23 protein-coding genes are annotated in these 22,628 nt (G+C 60.5%); 12 read left to right on the top strand and 11 right to left on the bottom strand.

Annotated elements, in window-relative coordinates:
- Positions 1-313: 313 nt before the first annotated feature.
- Positions 314-1,516, bottom strand: coding sequence for an MFS transporter (locus tag LY631_RS16660; RefSeq protein WP_274426715.1), 1,203 nt, complete (start codon positions 1,514-1,516; stop codon positions 314-316).
- 84 nt (positions 1,517-1,600) lie between these two features.
- Here LY631_RS16660 and LY631_RS16655 point away from each other — a divergent pair, with 84 nt between their 5' ends.
- Positions 1,601-2,596 carry an AraC family transcriptional regulator gene (locus tag LY631_RS16655; protein ID WP_274426714.1) on the top strand — a complete coding sequence of 332 codons (996 nt, stop codon included), beginning with the start codon at positions 1,601-1,603 and terminating at the stop codon, positions 2,594-2,596.
- Between the two features lie 5 nt (positions 2,597-2,601).
- Here LY631_RS16655 and LY631_RS16650 read toward each other — a convergent pair whose 3' ends face one another.
- Positions 2,602-3,822 (bottom strand): alanine racemase, encoded by a 1,221-nt coding sequence (locus LY631_RS16650; protein WP_274426713.1) that lies wholly within the window; start codon positions 3,820-3,822, stop codon positions 2,602-2,604.
- Between the two features lie 202 nt (positions 3,823-4,024).
- Here LY631_RS16650 and LY631_RS16645 point away from each other — a divergent pair, with 202 nt between their 5' ends.
- Positions 4,025-4,906, top strand: coding sequence for a DMT family transporter (locus LY631_RS16645; RefSeq protein WP_445082902.1), 882 nt, complete (start codon positions 4,025-4,027; stop codon positions 4,904-4,906).
- Positions 4,907-5,265: 359 nt separating this feature from the next.
- Here the strand turns inward: LY631_RS16645 and metF are convergent, their stop codons facing one another.
- Both metF and LY631_RS16635 read right to left on the bottom strand, forming a co-directional pair.
- Positions 5,266-6,180, bottom strand: a complete 915-nt coding sequence (metF, locus tag LY631_RS16640) for a methylenetetrahydrofolate reductase [NAD(P)H] (protein ID WP_274426711.1) — start codon at positions 6,178-6,180, stop codon at positions 5,266-5,268.
- Positions 6,180-7,193, bottom strand: a complete 1,014-nt coding sequence (locus tag LY631_RS16635; RefSeq protein ID WP_274426710.1) for an ArsR/SmtB family transcription factor — start codon at positions 7,191-7,193, stop codon at positions 6,180-6,182. The genes metF and LY631_RS16635 overlap by 1 nt, the downstream gene beginning before the upstream one ends.
- A gap of 110 nt (positions 7,194-7,303) precedes the next feature.
- On the opposite strand from LY631_RS16635, the gene LY631_RS16630 reads away from it, so the two are divergent.
- Positions 7,304-7,624, top strand: a complete 321-nt coding sequence (locus LY631_RS16630; RefSeq protein ID WP_274426709.1) for a DUF2293 domain-containing protein — start codon at positions 7,304-7,306, stop codon at positions 7,622-7,624.
- 12 nt (positions 7,625-7,636) lie between these two features.
- On the opposite strand, the gene LY631_RS16625 is transcribed toward LY631_RS16630, so the two are convergent.
- From LY631_RS16625 to ettA, 5 genes are all read right to left on the bottom strand, one after another.
- A complete protein-coding gene (locus tag LY631_RS16625; RefSeq protein WP_274426708.1) occupies positions 7,637-8,248 on the bottom strand; it encodes an MOSC domain-containing protein in 612 nt (203 codons plus the stop codon).
- A 7-nt stretch (positions 8,249-8,255) separates the two neighbouring features.
- Positions 8,256-9,395 carry a beta-ketoacyl-ACP synthase III gene (locus LY631_RS16620; protein WP_274426724.1) on the bottom strand — a complete coding sequence of 380 codons (1,140 nt, stop codon included), beginning with the start codon at positions 9,393-9,395 and terminating at the stop codon, positions 8,256-8,258.
- A 170-nt stretch (positions 9,396-9,565) separates the two neighbouring features.
- On the bottom strand, positions 9,566-9,958 hold the full coding sequence (locus LY631_RS16615) for a response regulator (protein WP_274426707.1): 393 nt from the start codon (positions 9,956-9,958) through the stop codon (positions 9,566-9,568).
- Positions 9,949-11,412, bottom strand: a complete 1,464-nt coding sequence (locus LY631_RS16610) for a sensor histidine kinase (RefSeq protein WP_274426706.1) — start codon at positions 11,410-11,412, stop codon at positions 9,949-9,951. Before LY631_RS16610 ends, LY631_RS16615 begins: the two co-directional genes overlap by 10 nt.
- A gap of 85 nt (positions 11,413-11,497) precedes the next feature.
- Complete coding sequence (ettA, locus tag LY631_RS16605; RefSeq protein WP_274426705.1) at positions 11,498-13,147, bottom strand: energy-dependent translational throttle protein EttA; 1,650 nt, start codon at positions 13,145-13,147, stop codon at positions 11,498-11,500.
- 176 nt (positions 13,148-13,323) lie between these two features.
- Here ettA and LY631_RS16600 point away from each other — a divergent pair, with 176 nt between their 5' ends.
- The 3 genes from LY631_RS16600 (at position 13,324) to LY631_RS16590 (ending at position 17,166) form a co-directional block, all read left to right on the top strand.
- Positions 13,324-14,253: an alpha/beta fold hydrolase gene (locus LY631_RS16600; RefSeq protein WP_274426704.1), complete on the top strand. Its 930-nt coding sequence runs from the start codon at positions 13,324-13,326 to the stop codon at positions 14,251-14,253.
- Positions 14,254-14,347: 94 nt separating this feature from the next.
- Positions 14,348-15,520: a CaiB/BaiF CoA transferase family protein gene (locus LY631_RS16595; protein WP_274426703.1), complete on the top strand. Its 1,173-nt coding sequence runs from the start codon at positions 14,348-14,350 to the stop codon at positions 15,518-15,520.
- The gene (locus tag LY631_RS16590; protein WP_274426702.1) at positions 15,517-17,166 is read left to right on the top strand and encodes a thiamine pyrophosphate-binding protein; all 1,650 of its coding nucleotides are present in this window, start codon (positions 15,517-15,519) and stop codon (positions 17,164-17,166) included. Before LY631_RS16595 ends, LY631_RS16590 begins: the two co-directional genes overlap by 4 nt.
- A 26-nt stretch (positions 17,167-17,192) precedes the next feature.
- Here LY631_RS16590 and LY631_RS16585 read toward each other — a convergent pair whose 3' ends face one another.
- Positions 17,193-17,354, bottom strand: a complete 162-nt coding sequence (locus tag LY631_RS16585) for a hypothetical protein (protein ID WP_274426701.1) — start codon at positions 17,352-17,354, stop codon at positions 17,193-17,195.
- Positions 17,355-17,575: 221 nt separating this feature from the next.
- On the opposite strand from LY631_RS16585, the gene LY631_RS16580 reads away from it, so the two are divergent.
- The 5 genes from LY631_RS16580 (at position 17,576) to LY631_RS16560 (ending at position 20,763) form a co-directional block, all read left to right on the top strand.
- Positions 17,576-18,598 (top strand): aminoglycoside phosphotransferase family protein, encoded by a 1,023-nt coding sequence (locus LY631_RS16580; RefSeq protein WP_274426700.1) that lies wholly within the window; start codon positions 17,576-17,578, stop codon positions 18,596-18,598.
- A 126-nt stretch (positions 18,599-18,724) separates the two neighbouring features.
- Positions 18,725-19,147 carry a GFA family protein gene (locus LY631_RS16575; protein ID WP_274426699.1) on the top strand — a complete coding sequence of 141 codons (423 nt, stop codon included), beginning with the start codon at positions 18,725-18,727 and terminating at the stop codon, positions 19,145-19,147.
- 95 nt (positions 19,148-19,242) lie between these two features.
- Positions 19,243-19,932 carry a glutathione S-transferase family protein gene (locus LY631_RS16570; RefSeq protein WP_274426698.1) on the top strand — a complete coding sequence of 230 codons (690 nt, stop codon included), beginning with the start codon at positions 19,243-19,245 and terminating at the stop codon, positions 19,930-19,932.
- Positions 19,933-19,972: 40 nt separating this feature from the next.
- Positions 19,973-20,290 carry an ArsR/SmtB family transcription factor gene (locus LY631_RS16565; protein ID WP_274426723.1) on the top strand — a complete coding sequence of 106 codons (318 nt, stop codon included), beginning with the start codon at positions 19,973-19,975 and terminating at the stop codon, positions 20,288-20,290.
- Complete coding sequence (locus LY631_RS16560; RefSeq protein WP_274426697.1) at positions 20,287-20,763, top strand: SRPBCC family protein; 477 nt, start codon at positions 20,287-20,289, stop codon at positions 20,761-20,763. Before LY631_RS16565 ends, LY631_RS16560 begins: the two co-directional genes overlap by 4 nt.
- A gap of 14 nt (positions 20,764-20,777) precedes the next feature.
- On the opposite strand, the gene LY631_RS16555 is transcribed toward LY631_RS16560, so the two are convergent.
- Positions 20,778-21,662 carry a LysR family transcriptional regulator gene (locus LY631_RS16555; protein ID WP_274426696.1) on the bottom strand — a complete coding sequence of 295 codons (885 nt, stop codon included), beginning with the start codon at positions 21,660-21,662 and terminating at the stop codon, positions 20,778-20,780.
- Positions 21,663-21,756: 94 nt separating this feature from the next.
- On the opposite strand from LY631_RS16555, the gene LY631_RS16550 reads away from it, so the two are divergent.
- Positions 21,757-22,551, top strand: a complete 795-nt coding sequence (locus LY631_RS16550; protein WP_274426695.1) for an NAD(P)H-dependent oxidoreductase — start codon at positions 21,757-21,759, stop codon at positions 22,549-22,551.
- The last annotated feature ends 77 nt before the right edge of the window (positions 22,552-22,628 follow it).

Here is a 22,628-nt window from a genome sequence, read left to right as displayed (position 1 = left end):
GCCGAGAAAATGTCTGAGGCGCCAACTTTTATCCCCGCGCGGGAGGATGTTTTCCGGAAACGCCGGCTTGTGTCGTCAATGCTCTGGCATGAATACCAGGGTTGCTTCGGCTGTGCTCAGCACCCTGGTATGACGAAGGCGGGATGGCCTTCCCGTCAATCGCATACACAGGCGACTAGCGAGACGTTGGTGCGAACCTCTATCTCTCCCTTTGCGGGGATGAGGCATGGTCCGCGCAGGAGACAAAAAGCCATTGGTTGGCTTTTTGTCTGACAAACGTCCGGTAGGATCGAACGAGGCACCTGCCACAGGTTCAGGCTGCAGCGGGCACCACCCTGGGACGTACGCCTGCGAGAATCATGATCCCGGCCACGAGGAGTACGGTACCGCTTGCAGTGAAAACAGCTGTCGCGCCACTTGCGTCGTAAATGACGCCGCCGACTGCCGCGCCCATGGCAATCGCCAAATTGATGGCAGCCACGAGCAACCCTCCAGCCGTTTCCGCCTGATCTGGGGTTGTGCGGGTGAGCCAGGTCGACCAAGCAACGGGCACAGCGCCAAAAGCGAGCCCCCACAGCGCTATCATGACCGCACTCGCCACCGGAACGCTGCCCAAGGCAACGAGACCAAAGCCTAAAGCGGCCATCAGCAGGGGCATCGACATCAACGTGAACCTGAGGCTGCGCTCCAGGAGCAATCCAGCCATGAGTGTTCCGAGGAAGTTGGCGATTCCGAAACCGAAGAGGATGGCGGCTATCGCAGTGATCTCGACGCCGGTGACCGTCTCAAGGAAAGGACGAATGTAGGTGAAGAAAGCAAAGTGCCCGGTGAAAACAAGCATCGCGGCCAGCATACCGAGCCCGACGCCGGGGCGCGCCAGAACGTCAACCAGTGTACGCATCCGCGTTAGCCCGCTCGGCGCCATCTTGGGTAGGGTTGCAAACTGCACGATGAAGGTGACGAGACCCAAACCGGCCGCGATAAGAAAGACATTACGCCAGCCCACAACGCCACCAAGATAGCTGCCGACGGGAGCCGCCGAAATCGTTGCAGCGGCAACGCCGCTAAAGATCATCGACAGCGCGCGAGGCACGAATGCTTCAGGGACGAGCCGCATGGCTACCGCAGCCGACATCGTCCAAAACCCGCCAAGCCCAATACCCAGAAGCACGCGCCCGAGCAGGAGAAGAGGCAGATTTGGTGCAAAGGCGACCAAGACATTCGAGACGATAAGGAAAAGCGAAAAGGTCAAAAGCACGAGCCGGCGGTCAATACGTCTTGTCGCTGCCGAGATTACAAGGCTGGTTACCAGCGCCACCACCGCGGTTGCAGTAACCGCCTGTCCCGCCATGCCCTCGGTGATGTTCAAGTCTCCCGCCATCGGGGTCAAAAGGCTGGCCGGCAGGAATTCGGCCGTCACGAGACCGAATACACCAAGCGCCATCGAAAAGACGGCGGCCCAAGCTGGGTCAGTCCGCACGTGGGCAGCATCTGCAGACTGCAATGAATCGCTCATCCGTTTTATCCTTCCGTGAAGAGATCTTTGCCGCGAGCAGAAATAGAATGGACAAGTCGGACTAACTATGCCAGAAAATCCGGAATGCTTGATCATAAGTCCGAAACACAGCGGCAAAGAGCCCCCCTTCCTGCGGATCTCGTCAGCGAGCTCCTGATGGGAATGCGCCTGTTTGGCCTCCACTATCGCCGCATCCAAGTGACCCCGCCCTTCGGCATCCGGTTTGAGGTCGCGGAAGGGCGGGCACAGTTTCATTTCGTTGCCCAAGGGCCGGTGTATCTGCGAAGGGCGGACGGAGAAGCTTGCAAAATGGAAACAGGCGATGCCGTGCTTCTGCCACACGGCGGCACGCACGACCTTGTTTCTCAGCCGGACATGCCCAGCCGGGATGTCGCCGGTTACCAGACCGCACCACTCTGTACGAGCGTTTGCGCGATCGATGATCGTGCCGATGCCGGATCCAAAACTTCCGACGCCGTGATTTTCAGCGGCTGCATGGAGCTCGATCTTGGGAGCATGCATCCGCTCGTATTACTCATGCCGGAGGTGATGTTCGTCCACACCCTTCTCGACCGCTACCCGGAAATTCCGCCGATGCTGGAGGCGATGGAGCGCGAAGCGCATGATAGACGCGCGGGTTTTGCCGGGATTTTGGCGCGCCTTGCCGACGTTGTTTCAGCTTTGATCGTCAGAGCCTGGGTTGAATGCGGCTGTAGCGAAGCCAATGGCTGGGTGGCCGCGTTGCGCGACCCGCGCCTCGGCCGCGTGATCCTCGCGATCCACCGCGACCCGGGCAAAAACTGGACTCTGGACGAATTGGCCGCAGAGATGGGCAGCTCACGCTCTGTATTTGCCGAGCGCTTTGCGGCAGTCACTGGCTTGACCCCGGTCCGATATCTCACGGAAATGCGAATGCGGCTGGCCGCGCAATGGATCGGGCGTGACCAGGTGCCGATCGAGATTGCCGCGCATCGTTTGGGCTATGGCTCGCAGGCAGCTTTCAGCCGCGCCTTCAAACGAGTGGTAGGCCATCCTCCGGGTGCTGCCCGCACCAATGCATCCTCCCTGGAAAATCGCTAACAGCCCTAATCCGCCATGGTCTCCAGGCTGGCGAAGCTTTCAGGCGCGGTGCCCTCGTGGAAGGGGGTGGTAACCTCCACGAATGAATCCGGATAAAAGCCGTTGAAGCGGGTCCTGAGCGCCATGGAATAGGCGCCGATGTGGCCGATCTCGATCCAGTCGCCGGTGTCCACCGTCTGCGGCAGAAAGAAAGGCCGCGAGAGGATGTCGACGGAATCGCAGGTGGCCCCGCAAACGCGAAACGGCACGATGCGCTCGGGATCTCCATTGCGGCTGCGAATGGCCGGATCGGGGATGAAGCGCGCCGGCAGGGTGATCTTGCCGGTCCAGGAATCCGACAGGGAGGCCCAGATACCGTCATTAATATAAAGGCGCCTGCCCTTGCGCAGGAGAACCCGCACGATGAGGGAAAAGGCGCGCGCGACGATCACGCGGCCGGGCTCGGCCACCAGCGGAATATCGTCAAACCCCCACTCCGTGACGTCGTCGCGCAGGCGCGCCATGAGATCTTCCAATGACGGCATCTCGCGTTTCTTGCGGCGTGGGTCGTGGCCGTATTCGGCGGGAAAGCCGCCGCCGACGTCGAGCGCGGACAGCGGCAGGCCGGCACGTCCGCGCACCCAGTCCGCCGAAGCCAGCGCGCGCTCATAGACGTCTGGATCCTCGATCTGGCTGCCGACATGGAAACAGATGCCGACCCGGTAACCATTGCGGTGAAGCCGCTTCAAAAGCTCCACCGCGTTTGCCGGCCCCGCGCCGAACTTCTTTGACAGCTCATAGGCGGCGTGGCCCTTGGTCTGAATACGGACGAAGACGGTAAGCGAGCCGGGATCGATATCGAGTGCGCGCACCACGCGCGTCAGCTTCGTGACCTCGTCCTCATGGTCGACGGCGATGACCCTGATGCCGTAGGCCTCCAGCGCGAGACGGATGTCCGACTGCGCCTTGACCGGATGCATGTAGAGCATCTCGGCCCCTGGGGCGACCGCCCTGACGGCCGCGAACTCCGCCGGCGAGGCCACATCGAAGGCGGTAACCCCGGCTTCAGAAAGCGCTTTAAGCACCATCGGCTCGCCGTTCGTCTTCACCGCATAGGCGGTCTTGCCGGGAAACATCGCCATAAAGTCCCTGGCGTCGGCTTTCAGCACCTCCGGCCGGAAACAATAGATGGAATCGTCGGGCCGCATTTTAAGCGCCACGTCCCGGGCGGTTTCGAATCGTTGCATGAATCATCCTCCGGTCGGCGAGAGCGTAGTGCGCGAAGCCGCGGGATCAAACCGCTGTTCTCAAACATGCCAGCTTACCCGGTCTTTTTACGCCAGAAGTGAAAATCGGGTGGAGGCATACATCGGCGGTGATAATGACGTGGGGATTAAACGGAGAACGCGAATGGCGGCCGAGATCGAATCCAAAATCCCAGCCGGGCAAATGTCGCTCAGGAATTGGGCATTGCTCGTGTTTCTGGGTGCGATATGGGGCGGCTCGTTCTTCTTCGCCCGCATTGCCGTGGCCGAAATCACGCCGCTCGCGCTGGTCATGTTCCGCGTCGGGATCGCCGCGGCGGTGCTCCAGCTCTGGCTCGCATGGAGGGGGCCGAGCTTCCGCCTGGCATTTCCCATGGCCGGCAGCTTTTTCGCCCTCGCCATCCTCAACAACGTCATCCCCTTCTCGCTCATCTTCACCGGCCAGACGGAAATCGGCGCCGGTCTCGCCTCCGTTCTCAACGCGACGACGCCGTTCTGGACGGTCATTCTGGCGAATATGCTGACCGCAGACGAAAAGCTCACCTGGACGAAGTTTGCCGGCATCGGGCTCGGCATCGCCGGCACGGCGGTGATGATCGGCCCCGGCCTCCTGGCCGGCCTGGGTGGCCCGATCTGGGCGAAACTGGCGCTGGTCGGCGCGGCGGTCTCCTATGCGCTGGCCTTCATCTTCGCCCGGCGCTTCAAGAAGGTTCCCGCCCCGATCGTCGCTACCGGGCAACTGACCGCATCGACGGTGATCATGATCCCGCTCGTGCTCATAATTCATGGCCCACACGGGCTTTTCGAGGCAAGTCTGGATGTTTGGGCCGCCGTGTTTGCGCTGGCGGTGCTGGCGACCGCCTTCGCCTACATCATCTATTTCCACATTCTGGCATCGGCCGGCGCGACCAATACGTCCCTGGTGACGCTCATTGTGCCGGCAAGCGCAATCCTTCTCGGCACGGTGTTTTTGAGCGAGCGCCTTGAATCGTCTGAAATCGTGGGGGTCGGCCTGATCGCCCTTGGTCTCGTCACCATCGATGGGCGGATTTTTCGCAGGCGCTAACAGCTCTTGAGATTTCTACCGTTAACTGTTTGTAAACGCGCCGATTCTCCCAATAAAGACAGAGACAAAGAGCACGCTCTGGATGGAATTTTCACAGTTTGCCCGCAGTGCAGCATAGAAAATGCTTGGCAAGCGCTGCTTAACTTATAAAATCCGGGGCTTCGGTCTGTAGAGGAGGCTAGGCTATGGGACTGACGCGGCCACTCAACGTACTGATGATATGCGCTGCCTTTGCATTTGTGGGCGCAGTTATCACGGGTGTCCTGCCCTAAGCGGCCAAACAGACAAAAACAGCGCAAAGCTGAGAGAAAATGAGAAGGCCGGGACCACCCGGCCTTTTTTGATTCATGCGATCAAAGTCAGGCCGCCGCCGACTGCATGCTTGCCCGCACGGGCCGGATGCCAATCATATGGCAGATCGCGAAAACCAGATCGGCCCGGTTCATCGTGTAGAAATGGAAGTCGTAGACACCGCGCTCCATCAGGTCGAGCACCTGCTCGGCCGCAACCGCGGCGGCGACCAGCCGATGCGTTTCGGGGTCGTCCTCCAGCCCATGGAAACGCTCGGCAAGCCAGGCCGGCACATGGGCACCGCAACTGCCCGCAAAGCGCACCATCTGCCGAAAATTCTGCACCGGCAGGATTCCCGGCACGATGGGGATATAGATGCCGGCGCGGCGTACCCGCTCGACGTAGCGCTCATAGACATCATTGTCGAAGAAGAACTGTGTGATAGCCCGGGTGGCGCCATTGTCCACCTTGCGCTTCAGCATCTCGATCTCGGTAGCAAAATCGGGGCTCTCGGGATGCTTCTCCGGATAGGCCGACACCGAAATATCGAAATCGCCATGTCGCGACAGGGCAGCGGTCAATTCCGCCCCATTGGTATAGCCATCGGGATGAGGGCGATAGGCCGCGCCGACACCTTCCGTCGGATCACCACGCAACGCTACGAAGCGCTTCACGCCCATTGCCGCATACTCGCGAATGACGGCATCGACGGATGACCGGTCCGCATCGACGCAGGTCAAGTGGGCGGCCGCATCCAGATGCGTTTCCTCTACAATGTGGCGGACCGTGTGCAGCGATCTCTCGCGCGTCGAGCCACCGGCGCCGTAAGTGACCGATACGAACGACGGCTCCAGCGGTGCGAGCCGCCGCAGCGTATCCCGCAAACGGCGTTCCATATCGTCCGTCTTCGGCGGAAAAAACTCGAAGGAAACACGGATCTTGCCGCCCGCGTCGAGGCGGCGGGAAAAAGCATAAGAGGACATCACGCCATCTCCGTTTGCGTGGAGATTTCATCTGTTGCAATCGCCATGCGCCGGTCGCGCGCCAGCCACAGCTTGACCGTAAGACCTTCGGCGGCCTTCCCATCGGGAGCGAAGGCGCGGGTTCCCTCAAGATCCAGTTCCGCCGTATCGAGCCAGTCCGCTATCTGCCGGTCGGTAAAGCCGAGGCGCAGATGTGCATGGTCTTCGCGCAGGAACTCGTGGCTGTGCGGCGCGAAGTCCACGATCACCAGCCGCCCGCCCGGCCGCAGCAGACGGGCAGCCTCGCGAATGGCGGTCGACGGCGCTTCCAGATAATGGAGGACCTGATGGATGGTCACGAGATCGTGCGCGTCGCGCTCCACCGGGGGCGCGTAGACATCGCCAAGCCGCACCTGCGCATGAGTGACCCCGGCCCGCTCCAGATTGGCGCGCGCCACGGCCAGCATCTCGCGCGAAAGATCAACGCCGACGCCGCGCCGGTAAAGCGGCGAGAAGAGCTCGAGCAACCGGCCCGTGCCGGTGCCCAGATCGACCATGGTCTGAAAGGGTTTGTCACCGATCAGCGCCTTCATTCCCGCTTCCACGGCGGCATCCGGCGCATGGAGGGAGCGGATCTCATCCCAGCTCGCGGCATTCTTGCGAAAATATTCGGCTGCCCGCTCCTGCCGCCGCAGCTTGATGGCCTCCAACCGCTCCAGATCGCGGTCGGTCATCGGATCCGTACGGTCGATCCGCCCGACAACGCCTTTGATGAACTCGCGTGCGGCATCCGACTCCGAAAGCCGGAAAAACGCCCAGGAACCCTCCTGATAGCGCGCGATCAGGTCGGCATCGAGCAGCAGCTTGAGGTGACGCGAGACACGCGGCTGTGACTGGTTGAGGATTTCGGTCAGATCGGAGACGGTCAGGTCCGCTTCCGACAGAAGCACGAGAATACGCAGCCGGCTGGACTCCGCGGCCGCCTTCAGCCGCTCCACCATCTCTTCAAGCTGCACTGTCGGGCGCGTCAGCATTCACCTCTCCAGAAAGATATAAAGATATGTTTATATAATAAAGGAAGGCTTGGCAAGCCTTGTGCCCTGTGAAATTCTGAAGGTCGCTCAAACACGCGCGGAGGACGGACATGTCAAAAGTGTCAACCGGGAGACAACGCGCGGTGAACAAGGCGCTGACAATGCTTCTTTCACAGGCGCCCTATTCCGACACGGAGAAGATTCGTGCGCTCGCCAACGATCGCAAACTGCGCAGCCTACCGCCCTCCGTCGCGGTATGGCTCGCCACCGTCACCCATGTGCGCCACGAGCACAGCGACTATGACGATCTGCTCAACGAGGGGTACGATCGGGATGCCGCGCGGTTCTTCGTCGTGGACCAGATCAACGAAGTGCTCACCCGCTGGCGCGCGACGCGGCTGCTTGAACCAGAGGAGGATGAGGAGCAATAGGCTCCAGCCAGTTCAATCAGTCCTGTAAATCCACTGCTCAGGAATACGTAATGTAATGCCCTCGCCCGGTGTGATCGTCCCGGGCTTTTCCACCCAGGCGACGATACCGCGCAGCCGCCGCGCCATCTTGGGAAAGAGAAGGGCACCCTCCTGTATATCGGGCATCCCCACATTTTCAGCGATCGCACGTCCGGCAATGCGGCACGGGCCGTTTTGTGCATCGACCTTCAGTGTCACGCCGCCCTCGAAGAACAGAAGCGTCCCGGCTGGCAACATGGAAAGTCTCGGCACATCCTCGATCACGAGATTGGCACCGATCCACTCCGGCCGGATTTCCGCAATTCCCATGCGTGCGGCGGCCTCAGTCAGTTCATCGGGTGCGACAATCGAAAGCTGGCGTTCATTGCGAATTTCCGTGCCGCGCTTGTACCAGGGCTCCCGTCCGCCCGAGCGGCGCGTGGTGCCGGAATGCAGGTCGCCGTCGATCCCCTCGAACGTCAGGGGAAGTGCGTCAACGGCACTGGTCTGAAAGTTTCCGTGTGAAGCAATATACAAGCCGCCGACACGGCCCTTAAGCTTTGCCGCGGGGACGATTTTTTCCACATTTTCTCCCGCCGCCACCATAGCGCTCCTACATCATCCTGAGCAGCGCACCGCCAATCGAATATCCGGCGCCGAAGGCGCACAAAAGGCCGAAATCGCCGGACTGCATGTCCCGGTGGTTCTTTTCCAGTGCGATGATCGCTCCGGCGGCGGCCGTGTTGCCCAGCTCTTCGAGCACGGTGGGTGCGCGGTCCTGCCCCACTTCTTCTCCGAAAGCCAGCTTCAGAATCATTGCATTCATGCGCTTGTTTGCCTGATGCAGCCAGAAACGACGCATCGTGTGCGGCGTGTGCCCGTGTTCGGCCAGGAAATCGACGATGAAACGATGCCCGGCCACAGTGACTTCCTTGAAGACCTTGTTGCCGGACTGCTTGATCAGATTGCCTGCCATATCGAGGGCGGAGGGGTCTTCCTGCGCGAGTCGGCTGAGAAAACCGAAATTGGTTCGGATGTTGCTGGAAAACTTGGTCCACAACCGCGTATCGACGATCTCGAAGGCGCCGGGGCGCTCCGCCCCCTCGTCCATGGCTTCGACAACGACGGCAACCGAAGCGTCGCCGAAAATGAAGTGGGTCTGCCGGTCCCGGAAGTTCAGATGCCCGGTGATCAGCTCCGGAGTAATGACGAGCGCGCGTTGGTGCGCGCCCGCGCGCAACAGATTGACCGCCGTGTGGAGTCCTCCCAGCGCCGACGAGCATCCGAGATTCATGTCGAAGGCGGCACCTTGCGCTCCAAGCGCCTGCTGGATTTCGATGCCGAGCGCAGGATACGGGCGCTGGTGATGCGCCGCAGAACAGATGACGAGATCGATGTCCCTGCCGGAAAGCTCCGCATCGGCCAAAGCTTTCTCCGCCGCCTTGGCGCCGAACTCAGCCATGACCGAGAGGGAGGCATCGTCCCGCGCCGGAATGAACGGCGCCATACGCTCTGGGTCGAGGATGCCGGCGCGCTCATAAACGTGCCGCTGGCGTATGCCCGAGGCATGCAAAATGAAATCGGCATCCGACGGCGCCAACGGGTCCTCGCCGCGCCGGGCACGGCGTGGGTTTTCTGTTTCTACCCAGCGGTTATAGGATTCGACCAGTTCTTCGTTGGTGATGACGTCCGGGGGAATTTCCACTCCCATTCCGCTCAGGGACACCCGGCTAAGCGGTTTCGGCTCCTTCATCAGCGCGAATTCCTGCGCGTCGCGCTCGCTCGTCCGGCGTAGCATGCTCGACCTGCCGTTCTATTGCGTGCCCGGATCGGGGCCCGAGTTGGCCCCTCTCCCCCTTGCAGACCGATACTACTTTCAAATGCCTAAGGGAATGCGAATACTGCAACTTCCTCGTGAGAAATTTACGATTGCCTTGCCGCGAGCACCATCGCGAGCCCGCGGTCAACATCCTCGGCCGTATAGGGCTTTTGCAAGGTCGGCGTCCCGTGCCACGCATCATCGATGCCTGACTCGTCATAACCGGTGGCGAATACCACCGGAATGCCTCTTTCGATGAGACGCTCGGCAAGGGGAAACACGTTCAGGCCGCCGAGATTAACGTCCAAAATAGCCACGTCCGCCTCGATACCCTCATTGATCATTTGCTCGGCCTGGTCGAATCGCATCGCGGTAGCGGCGATGACGCAGCCGAGCTCTTCCAGAATCATTTCAAGATTCATGGCCACCAAGGCCTCGTCCTCGACCACGTAGACACGCAGGCCGTCATAGTTTGTAGTTGTCGTATTTAATGACATTCGTTCAACTCCCTCGTACGGAGGGGCACCGAAATTCGGCAGGAAAAACCCTCACGAGCATAGCGGTTTTCATAAGTACCACCGAGTTCGCCGGAAATGACCCGCTCGATCATGCGAGAACCGAAACCATGCCTTTCAGGCGGAGCGACAGGGTTGTCGGTCCGCTCCATCCAGGCGAGAGACAGTGTCCGATCTGGCAACGCTTGCCATGTCACGCTCAAATGTCCCTGCGACGATGAAAGCGCACCATACTTCGCCGCGTTGGTAGTCAATTCGTGCAGAACCAGAGCGAGAGCGATCGCTGTTTTGGGATCCAGCGCCACTTTCGATCCGCCTGTCTCGATACGGCTTTGGTCATAGGCGGAGAGTTCCTGATCAACGACGTTTGCCAACTCCGCATCGGTCCACTCCTTCGCACTGAGAAGATTATGGGCCTTCGAGAGTGCGACGATCCGCGCCTCAAGATCCTTGTTCGCGCTCTTCAGGTCACGGGCAGAGCGCATCGTTTGTGCCGCGATGGACTGCACCGCTGAAAGCGTATTCTTCACCCGGTGGTTCAATTCGTCGAGTAGAAGGCGCTGCTGGCGATGCGCCCTCACTGATTCCGTTCGATCCATCCCCTGAACGAAGACGCCAATTATGGTGTCTTCGTCATCGCGAATTGCATCATAAGAGAAATCAAGGAATGTCTCTCGCAATTCCCCACCCTCTTCGGGCTGCACCATCACGCGGACCGCCTCGCCCCTGGCAGGCGTTCCCGTGCGATAAACGCCATCGAGCAATTCGAAGAAACCTTGGCCCTCGATTTCCGGAAGGGCATCTCGCACTTTCATACCCAGAACATTCCGCCCGCCTATAACACGCAGGTAAGAGTCATTAGCGAAAGTGAAAACGTGCTCCGGACCGGAGACAACCGCAAAAAAGCCGGGGGCCTGCTGAAAAAGGCGCCTGAAATCCTCGCCCTCTGCCATCAGTGTACTACGCTGGCGCTCGGCTTCACGCGCCCGTTCGAGAAGGTGTGTTTCGCGAAAACGGAACGGTAGATTGACCGCTTGCCGCAGACGCACGATCTCCGTCACATCGACCGTATTCTGGAGCAGATGGGCGACCCTTCCTTGCTCGTCCTGCAAAGGGGTATGAACAGCGGTCCAGAACCGCTGCTCCATACCACCACCCTGATCGGCCGGTTTGGGAATGTCATATGGGATGTATGCCAGCGAATCTGGCTTGCCCGTCCTGAATACACGTTCGAACGAAGCCCGCAGACGACGCCCGCTTTCCTCCTCATTCGGAAACACATCGAACAGATACCGGCCTATGAGTTCATCGCGCGCACGCATCGTCGCGCGCTCATACGCGTTATTCACCGCAACAATGTTGAAGTGTCGGTCGAGCACCATGTGAGGGCTCGGCAACACCTCGAACAAATGCTGGTGGTTTATTGTTGGTATCATTAGCCCCGCGGTTCCCCGACTTGATCGGACACAAACGCGCTACGACAGCAATAGTTTCAACGACTGCGCCGACCGACGGATGACCTTATCTCGTTAGCCGCTTATAGGTTACCCGCCTAGGATTTACGCTGTCCGGTCCCAGACGCCGAATTTTGTCAGCCTCGTAGTCCTCGAAGTTTCCTTCAAACCACTCGACATGGCTGTCACCTTCGAAGGCGAGAATATGCGTGGCCAGGCGATCGAGGAACATGCGGTCATGGCTGATGATGACGGCGCAGCCGGCGAAGTTTTCGAGCGCATCCTCCAGCGCGGATAGTGTCTCTGTGTCGAGATCGTTGGTAGGCTCATCGAGCAGGAGAACATTGCCGCCGTCCTTCAGGAGTTTGGCCATGTGCACCCGGTTACGCTGTCCGCCGGAAAGCGTGCCGACTTTCTGCTGCTGGTCGCCGCCCTTGAAATTGAAGGAAGAGCAGTAGGCCCGGGAATTAATTTCATGTTTGCCGAGCTTGAGAATGTCACTGCCGCCGGAAACTTCTTCCCAAACCGTCTTTTCCGGGTTGAGCGCATCGCGGCTCTGATCGACGTAGCCGAGCTTCACCGTCTCGCCGATACGGATTTCGCCGCTGTCCGGCTGCTCCTGCCCTGTGAGCATGCGGAAAAGCGTGGTTTTGCCGGCGCCGTTCGGACCGATCACGCCGACGATACCGCCGGGCGGCAGCTTGAAGGAGAGATTGTCGATCAAAAGCTGGTCGCCGTACCCCTTGGTCAGGTCTTCGACATCGATCACCTGATTGCCGAGCCGCTCTCCCGAAGGGATAACGATCTGCGCATCACCGGGACGGCGGTCGTCCGCCGACTGGACAAGCTCGTCATAAGCGCGGATACGCGCCTTCGATTTTGCCTGCCGTGCCTTGGGGCTGGCAGAAATCCACTCGCGCTCGCGCGAAAGCGCCTTCTGTCGGGCGGCTTCCTCGCGGCCCTCCTGTTGCAGGCGCTTGGCCTTCTTTTCCAGATACGCCGTGTAATTTCCCTCGTAGGGAATGCCGCGCCCGCGATCGAGTTCGAGAATCCAGCCCGTCACGTTGTCGAGGAAGTAGCGGTCGTGGGTGATGATCATCACGGCGCCGGGATACTCGCGCAGGTGCTTTTCGAGCCACGCGGTCGTCTCGGCGTCCAGATGGTTCGTCGGCTCGTCGAGCAGCAGCAGGTCCGGCTGGCGCAGGAGAAGCTTGCAGAGCGCCACACGGCGCTTTTCGCCGCCGGAGAGCTTCGTCACGTCGGCATCCGGCGCCGGGCAGCGCAAGGCCTCCATGGCCATCTCAACCTGGCTGTCGAGATCCCAAAGGTTTTGGCTGTCGATCTTGTCCTGCAGTTCCGACGCTTCCTCGGCCGTCTCATCCGAGTAATTCATCATGAGTTCGTTGTAGCGGTCGAGAATGGCTTTCTTCCCGGCCACCCCTTCCATCACGTTACCCATGACGTCGAGCGTGGGGTCGAGTTCCGGCTCCTGAGGCAGATAGCCGGACGTGGCGCCCTCGGCCAGCCAGGCCTCGCCCGTGAATTCCTTATCGAGGCCGGCCATGATCCTGAGCACGGTCGACTTACCCGCGCCATTCGGGCCGAGAATGCCGATCTTCGCGTCGGGGTAAAAAGACAGGTTGACGTTTTCCAGGACCTTCTTGGCCCCGTAGGCCTTGCTGAGGTCGGCCATATGATAGATGAACTGTCGTGCCATGGGGCGGATCTGCTCCGTGGATTGGAAGTGAATGGTGAACTCGTAAATGGTGAATGGAAAACAGTTGGCGAACCCGCCTTCGTCCGGCAGACGCCGAAACTACTCACCATCGGCCATTTCACTATTCACCGTTTGAAACCACCGCGTATGTAGGCCAAACGCGCTCAAGGAGCAACGTGGCATTCGATATCGCAACCACATTGAAGACACCCACCGAGGCCAAACTGCGCCTTTACGTTTGTAAGGCGCGGGGCAAGCCGCGCGGCGTCGTGCAGATAAACCATGGGCTGGCCGAACACGCCGGCCGCTATGCGCTGTTCGCCTCATATCTGGCTGAGCGCGGATTTCATGTCTATGCGCATGACCATCGCGGCCATGGCCACACCGAGGCGCCGGACGCGCCGCTTGGCGCCTTCGGGGCGGGGCCGGCGGTGGAAAAGGTGGTCGAGGACGTTGCCGCCGTTCACAGGCGCATCCGCAAGATGGATGGCGACCTGCCGATGATCGTCTTCGGCCATTCCATGGGCGCGATGGTGGGCCTCGTTTCCGTGATGCGGCAAGCCGACGGCATAGCGGGCGCCGCGCTCTGGAATATGCCTTACGCCAACGGGTTGCTTGCCCGCGCGGCACAGCTCGTTCTTGCCTGGGAGCGTTTTCGCCTGGGCTCCGACGTGCCCTCGCGGCTACTGCCACGCTTGACGTTCGAGCCATGGGCAAGAGCAGTGCCCGACGCCCGCACACCGTTTGACTGGCTTTCCACGGACCCGAAGGCGATCGAAGACTACCTCAATGACCCGCTATGCGGCTGGTCCCCTGCGATCGGCATGTGGCGCGACATCTTCGAATTCAACCTGATGATCACGAGCCGGGACGCGATGGACGCCGTCCCGAGGCCCTTGCCGATACAGCTCGTGGGCGGCGGAGATGACCCCTCCACCGACTTCGGAAAGGCGGTGTATCGCCTCGAAAAGACCCTGCGGGCAGGCGGCTTTTCGAATCTGCAAACAACGATTTATCCGAATTTCCGCCACGAATCTCTAAACGAGAAGGACAGCCGCACGGCAATGCGGGATTTTACACACTGGGCCAAACGTATGGTTGGCTGAGGCTCAATTCGAGATATGGCCGTCCGGCTGGCGGCGTGCGCGCGCATCTGCTAGGCAAACCGGCAAAACGACCACCCGAGAGGCATCCCGATCCATGGCAGAATCGCCGCTGAAAGGCATCCGCGTCATCGAGCTTGCGCGCATTCTCGCCGGTCCCTGGGCCGGCCAGCTCCTGGCCGATCTCGGCGCCGATGTCATTAAGGTGGAAAATCCCGATGGCGGCGACGATACGCGCCGGTGGGGCCCGCCTTTCATCATGGGCGAGGAGGGCGAGAACCTTTCGGCCGCTTATTACCATGCCACCAATCGCGGCAAGCGCTCGGTCGCGCTGGACTTCGCCCAAGAGCGAGACCGGGAAAGACTCTTGAAACTGATCCGATCGGCCGACATCCTGATCGAGAATTTCAAGCTTGGCGGCTTGAAGAAATACGGCCTGGACTACGAGAGCGTGAAACAGATCAATCCGCGCCTCGTCTATTGTTCCATCACCGGCTTCGGCCAGGACGGGCCCTATGCGCCACGCGCGGGCTACGACTTCATCATTCAGGGCATGTCCGGCCTGATGTCGGTCACCGGTCCGGCCGAAGGCGAGCCGCAGAAGGTGGGCGTGGCCGTCAGCGATATCTTCACTGGACTTTACTCCGTCATCGCGATTCAGGCCGCGCTACGCCATGCCGAGAAGACCGGCCAGGGCCAGCACATCGATATGGCATTATTCGACACACAGGTCTCGGTTCTTGCCAACCAGAACCTGAACTATCTCGTTTCGGGCAACGCGCCGCAGCGGATGGGCAATGCCCATCCGAACATCGCGCCCTATGAGGTGTTCGAGGTGAAGGACGGACATTTCATTCTGGCCGTGGGCAATGACGGGCAGTTTGCCCGCTTCTGCGAAGTCATCGGACGGAAGGTGCTCGCCGACAATCCTGATTTCGCGACCAACGCCGTGCGCGTGGCCAATCGCGATGCGCTGCGCGCCGAGATCGATCCGGTGCTGAAGACTTTTACCCGCGACGAACTTCTGAAAAGGCTGGAAGAGGCTTCGGTACCGGCAAGTCCCATCAACACTATCGCCGAGATGTTTGCCGACCCCCAGACAATCGCTCGCGGCATGCAACTGAAGCTCAAGGACGACGCCGGCAATGCCTTGCCCTCCGTCCGCGCGCCGATGGTTATGTCGCAAACGCCGTTGTCCTATGAGCGGCCGTCGCCGCGGCTGGGCGAACACACGAAAGAAATCCTGCGCGAACTGGGAGAAGATTCATGAAGACGGGTGGACAGCTTATCGTCGAGGCGCTGGAGACCAACGGCGTCGACCGGCTCTATTGCGTGCCGGGAGAAAGCTATCTCGCCGTGCTCGACGCGCTCCACGATTCGGATATCCGCACCATTGTCTGCCGCCAGGAAGGGGGTGCGGCCATGATGGCAGACTGCCATGGACGGCTCACCGGCCGCCCCGGCATCTGCTTCGTCACCCGCGGCCCCGGCGCGACGAACGCGTCCGCCGGCGTCCACATCGCCGCGCAGGATTCCAACCCGATGATCCTCTTCATCGGCCAGGTGGCGCGCGGGATCAAGGAGCGCGAAGCTTTCCAGGAAGTGGACTACAAGGCCTTCTACGGCTCAATGGCGAAGTGGGTGGTCGAGATCGACGATGCCGCCCGAATCCCGGAGCTTGTCACGCGCGCGTTCGCGGTGGCCACCTCCGGACGCCCCGGCCCGGTGGTCGTCTCGCTTCCCGAGGACATGCTGACTGAAGCGGTGGACGCACCCGCCGCCCTGCCCTATACGCCGGTCGAAACCCGGCCAGGCGCGGAAGAGATGGAAAAGCTGGCTGCACTTCTGGCCGACGCGGAGCGGCCCTTCGTCATTCTGGGCGGCACACGTTGGAGCGAAGACGCGGTGAGACAGATGTGCGCGGCGCTAAAGCGCTGGGCGCTTCCCGCGGGCTGTTCCTTCCGCCGCCAGGCGCTCTGCGACCAGTTGCATTCCTGCTATGCCGGGGACATCGGCATCGGCGTCAATCCCAAGCTCGGCCAGTACATCAAGGAGGCCGACCTTGTGCTCCTCGTCGGCTGCCGTTTCGGCGAGATGCCCTCCTCCGACTACACGCTGGTAAAGAGCCCCTACCCCGACCAGAAGCTGGTCCATATCTATCCCGACCCGCACGAGCTCGGACGGGTTTACCGACCGACGCTCGCCATCAACGCCACTCCAGCTTCCTTCGCCTCGGCTTTTGCCGAGCTCTCCCCGGCCAACCAGCCGGCTTGGGCGCCTCTAACGGAGGAATTGCATCAGTCCTACCTGGAATGGTCGACCCCGCCTTCCACTGGTCCTGGTCCGGTGAAGATGGGGCCCATCATGGCATGGCTGGAGGAAAACCTGCCCGAAGATGCAATCCTCACCAACGGTGCGGGCAACTACGCCACTTGGCTGCACCGCTTCCACCGTTTCCGCCGCTTCAACAGCCAGGCGGCTCCCACCTCAGGCTCCATGGGCTACGGCACGCCGGCAGCGGTGGCGGCGAAAGACCTGTTTCCGGAGCGCGAAGTGATCGCCTTTGCCGGCGACGGCTGCTTCCTCATGAACGGCCAGGAATTCGCCACCGCCATCCAGCACGACCTGCCGATCATCGTGCTTGTGGTGAACAACGGTACCTATGGCACGATCCGCATGCACCAGGAGCGTCATTACCCTGGCCGCGTCTCTGGCACGGATTTGCAAAACCCGGACTTCGCAGCACTCGCCCGTGCCTATGGCGGACATGGCGAAACCGTGGAGAAGACGGATGAATTCGCGGCAGCCTTCGAGCGCGCGCGCCGAAGCGGCAAGCCTGCGATCATCGAAATCAAGCTCGATGCGGAAGCCCTGACGCCGACGCGCACGCTTACACAGATCCGCGAGGGGAGTTAGAGGCGATAGCCAAGGCTTTGCTGCGCCTACTTTCCTCTGCCAGAATTGGAGGCCATGCCGACGGCTGCGCCGATTGCAACACCGATTGCAATTCCGACCGGCAGTTTATCGAGCGACAGACCGATTGCTGTGCCGATAGCAGCGCCGATCGCCATTCCCACGGTTATTGAGGAATACTTGTCATCCATCTCATCCTGCGTGGCATTGCCACGCCCTTCGTGCGCATTGCTCCGTCATCGAGTGCCTCAAATGAAGCAGCCCTTCCAGCCGAACGCATAACCGCTAAAGTCATGTTCCGCCAGGTGTTTGAGCCACTCCTTAGCGTCGGCAAGCGTTGGTGTATGGAACCGGCACCGCGAAAAGCAGGCGCAGGGTTGAATGGATTTAAGTTCGATCCCAGACTGGGGTCATGGAAATCGAGGGAAAAATACGCCAGGTGGTCGGTGATGTCATCGCCGCCCGCAGTGGCATTCGGCCTAGAAATCTGGAACTCGAAAGGAAGGTCTTTGGAGGGACGGAAGCGGTTGAGACATCACTCGTAACGGCACGGTATCGGGACCCGCGTGACCGTGCGGCGACAATGCGTACCGTAGTGAAACGGCTTGAAGGGCGTCCTGCCCGCGAAGCCGCCGTTTATGAAACGCTCGTTGCCAACCATGCGCCGGAGATCGCGCCGGAACTGCTGGCGACTCGAAGGCAGGGACCGGACGGCGCGATCATCCTGCTCGAGGCCGTCCGCAAGACACGTGCGTGGCCATGGGGAGACGCCGCTGTCACCAGCGGCATGCTGACGCAACTGGGCCGTTTTCATACCTCGGTCCGGTCGAACGAGGTCAGGCTTCCCGAATGGGATTTCGAACATGAACTGGTGACGATGGGCAACAGCGCCTATACCGTGCTCGACCAGAACCGCTATAATCCCGAAATAGGCAGTCTTGCGCGTAACCTGCGCGTCATCCGCCGCGTGATCGAAGCACTGCCGGGGCTTCGCCGACAGTTGTTGAACGAACAGCCCTTCGGCTGCCGACCGATCCACGGCGACGTGCATCCCGGTAACGCCCTGGTGCGCCGAAGAAGGGGGCAGGACCACCCCGTTCTAATCGACTGGGGGCGCGCACGCATGGGCTCGCCGCTGGAGGACGTAAGTTCGTGGCTTCAGACCCTGCGTTTCTGGGAATTTGAGGCCCAGCGCCTGCACGACACGTATTTTCGGCGCTACCTTTCGGCTTTCGGCATGCCACGAAAGCTGACAGACGACGTTCGCGCCGCCTATTGGATCGCAGGCGCGTCAAACGCATTGGCCGGCGCCCTGATCTATCACCTCTCGGTGATCCTGGACCCGAAGCAGCCACGGGCAAACCGAAAGACATCATACTACGTTGCCCTTGATTGGCTGCGCATCATCCGCCGCGCGCATGCCTGGACGATGTAGACCACATCCAAATCGCTGATAAAATGGGATAAAAATCGTGCAGTCGGAAGTCGGAGCGTTCCGCCGTACAGGTACGTTTTGCCCCGACAAGGCTTCGGCGAATCATGTCCACCACGGGAGAGACGGATGAACTTTGACGTAGAAGAAGTGAAGGGCGCCTGCCACTGTGGATCGGTTCGCTTCCGCGTAAAACTCTCGGACGGCCTGCACAGCGCCAGCAGATGCACCTGCTCCTACTGCCGCATGCGAGGCGTCGTGGGGGTTTCGGCCAAGCTGCCGGATCTCGAAATCCTGCAGGGCGAAGATGTGCTCACGCTTTACCAGTTCAACACGAACACCGCGAAGCACTATTTCTGCTCGAAGTGCGGCGTCTACACCCACCACCAGCGCCGCTCCGATCCAAATCAGTACGGCATCAATGTCGCTTGCCTCGAAGGCATCAGCCCGTTCGACTTCGAGGAGATTCCCGTCACGGACGGCGTGAACCATCCAAGCGATGTCGGGAAGAACGATCTGGTGGGCGTGCTGAAGTTCATACCGGCCAAGTAGGGGCGCCAAAAGTTTCCCATATGGGAAACTTTTTACTTGCGCTCGACAGCTCTCCCTAATAGTTATCCAAATAGGAAACTATTAGGGAGCCCGCCATGACCCTGACGCTTTACATGCATCCCCTCGCCTCGTTCTGTCATAAGGTGCTGATCGCGCTTTTCGAGAACGATACGCGTTTTATTGCCGAAACGGTCGATCTCGGAGATACAGGCTCCACGGCGGCGCATCTGGAACGCTGGCCGGTGGGCAAGATGCCGGTTTTGCATGCCTCCGCGAACGACACGACCATCCCCGAAACCAGCATTATCATCGAATACTTGGATCGGCATTATCCCGGTCCCTCTCCCATGCTTCCACAAGACCCTGACACATGTCTTCAGGTGCGTCTGTGGGATCGCTTTTTCGATCTCTATGTCAGCACCCCAATGCAGACGATCGTCGGCGACCGCCTGCGCCCGGAGGGCCACAAGGATCCGCGGGGTGTAGACAGCGCGTGTGCGACGCTGGATACGGCCTATGGCATGATCGAGAAGCAGGTCTCTGCAGACGGCTGGGCAGCCGACAAATCCTTCAGCATGGCCGACTGCTCTGCGGCACCCGCTCTCTTTTTCGCTTCGATCGTGCATCCCTTCGATGAGAAGCACACGAACCTTGCTGCTTATTTCGACCGCCTGATGGGCCGCCCCTCGGTCGAGCGGGTGATCGCGGAGGCTCGCCCCTTCTTCCCGATGTTCCCTTATAGTGAGGCGATTCCGCCGCGCTTTCTTGCGGAGAACGAGAGATAGGATCGAAGTCTTGCCAGAGCACAGCCAAAGTCTGGACCGAATGTTTCACGCGCTGGCCGATCCCTATCGGCGCAGCATGGTTGAACGGCTGAGCCAGGGACCGGCATCCGTGAAGGAACTCGCCGCACCCGGCAACATGGCCCTGCCTTCGGTGCTCAAGCATCTCAAGGTGCTGGAAGCCGGCGGCATCGTCATGTCCGAAAAGTCCGGCCGCGTGCGAACATACCGGATGCAGCCCGAAGCCCTCGGCGCAATCGAACAGTGGGTCGCCGAGAGAAAAGGCAACTGGAACCGCGCCTTCGACCGGCTGGAAGAAGCGATGATCGCTTATCCCGAACAAGCGGAGCAGAAGCCTTGATCCAACACTCTGCCGAACACGCCACCTTCGTCATCGAGCGCAGCCTGCCGGGCCGGCCGCAACACGCCTACCGTTTCTGGTCGGAACCGGAGATGAAACGCCGCTGGGCCTCTTGTCATTCAGACTGGCAGGAGCTCGAATACCGCTTCGATTTCCGCATCGGCGGATCCGAGGTAAGCCGCCTGAAAGCGCCCGACGGCACCGTTCATGCCGTGCGCTCCTATTTCCTCGATATCATCGAGGGTCACCGGATCATCTATGCTTATGAAATCACCGCCGATGACAACCGCATTTCGACCTCGCTTGCGACGGTGGAATTCACCCCGTCCGACACGGGATCGCTGATGATTTTTACCGAGCAGGCGGTTTTCCTGGATGGTCTCGCCAGCGCCGAAGGCCGCGAGGAAGGCACGGAAATGGGCTTTGAACGGCTGAAGCTGGAAATCGAGCGGGATCTCGCAGTCATACAGTGAGGAACCGTTCGGTTCTACGCACTGCCGGGGAACAAATCCTTCGCCGCCTCGGCCATATATTCCATGAACGCACGGATGCGGGCGGTCCGGCGAAGGGATTGGTGCGTCAGGAGCCAGAGAGCGACTTCGAGTTCGGGGATCGCCTCTCCGATGCGCACGAGGCCTGGATCGGACTCTCCCACATAGCACGGGAGAATGCCGATACCGGCCCCGTCCCGGATCGCCGCATACATGGCGAGGATCGCATTGACGCGAACGCCGCAGCGCGCATTGACGCCCTGCTCCGCCATCCATTTTTCAAGAGCCGGGTAAGGCAGGCGCTCATCTGGCCCCACCCACGAGGACGCATCGGACCAGGCCTCCACGTTACCATCAATGATGCTTTCATGCGCATAGACCGCCTGCGTGATGGTGCCCAGCTTTCGCCCCACGAGGTGTTCCGGCGGTGACGATGTGGGGCGCAATGCGATGTCGGCCTCTCGATACGACAGATTGAAAAGGTCGTTGGACACGGCAATCTCAAGTTCGATTTCGGGATAGACGCCGCGGAAACGCGCAAAGATTTTTGAGAAATGAAAATGCAGCAACGTGTCCGTCGTCGTCACGCTGACAGTGCCCGAGGGACGAAGGTCGCGCCCGACGATCTGCCGCTCAAGCCCGTGCACCTCACCCTCGATGCGTCGGGCGGTTGCAGCCGCCTCCTCCCCCGCCACAGTTCGCGCATAGCCCGTGCGCGAGCGCTCGAACAGTTCAACGCCCCATCGCCGCTCAATCTCCCCCAGACGGCGGAACACCGTCGCATGGCTGACCGCCAGCGCCCGCGCCGCCCCGGACAGCGAGCCGGTCTGAGCGATGGCGAGAATGACTTTCAGATCGTCCCAATCGAGCGAGTTGTTCATTTTTGCAAATTTGATTAGCGAATTTTGCGAATAGATTATCGAATTCGGACAGCATAGATCAGACCTGAAGCAGCCGCAATGGAGGCAGAAAGCCATGCACGTCCTGATCGTCTATACCCACCCCGAGCCGAATTCCTTCAATGGCGCGATGAAAACTGCCGCCGCCAAACACCTCCGCACGCTCGGGCACACGGTCGAGATTTCCGATCTCTATGCCGAGGGTTTCGATCCGGCGGAAAAAGCCGCGCACTATATTGACCGGGTCAACCCGGCGCTTTTCACGCCGCTCGCCGAACAGCGTCATGCTGGGCGCAACGGCACATTGCCCGACGATGTCCAACGCGAGATCGACCGTATCGAGCGTGCCGACCTCGTCCTGTTCCAGTTTCCGCTGTGGTGGCACGCGCAGCCCGCGATTCTGAAGGGCTGGTTCGACCGCGTCTTCGTCAGTGGAAAACTCTACACCAGCTCGATGCGCTATGATCGCGGCATATTTCGCGGCAAGCGCGCTGTCCTTTCCGTCACGACCGGAGCGCCAGAGGCCGCGTTTGGGCCGGGTGGGCGCGGCGGCGATATCGAACTGCTGCTTTGGCCCATCCAGTATTCGCTGCACTATGTGGGCTTTTCCGTGCTCGAGCCCTTCCTCTCCTTCAGCGTCGCGGGACACGGCTACAGCTATGAAGATGACCGCGAGAAGATTGAACGCCTCGAAGGTTATCAAGACGCCTGGATAGCCCGCCTCTCGGGCATTCAGGACGAAACCCCGCTTGCGTTCCCCGGCTGGGCCGACTGGGACGATGCGGGCCGGCTGAAGCCTGAGCGAACACCGGAAACGGCCCTGCGGTTTCGCAAGCACAAGCCTGCTGCGATAGACGCGTTGAACTGCTGATAGCGGTACGCCTCCTGGCCCACTCCAATGATCTCGCTGGTTCGCGCGGCCGCTTGTCCTAATCGCTACAATCGCCC

This window comes from Chelativorans sp. YIM 93263 (genome assembly GCF_028767125.1).
Taxonomy (GTDB): domain Bacteria; phylum Pseudomonadota; class Alphaproteobacteria; order Rhizobiales; family Rhizobiaceae; genus Chelativorans.
Note: the sequence above shows the minus strand (reverse complement) of the source record. Positions and strands in the feature narration are given on the sequence as shown.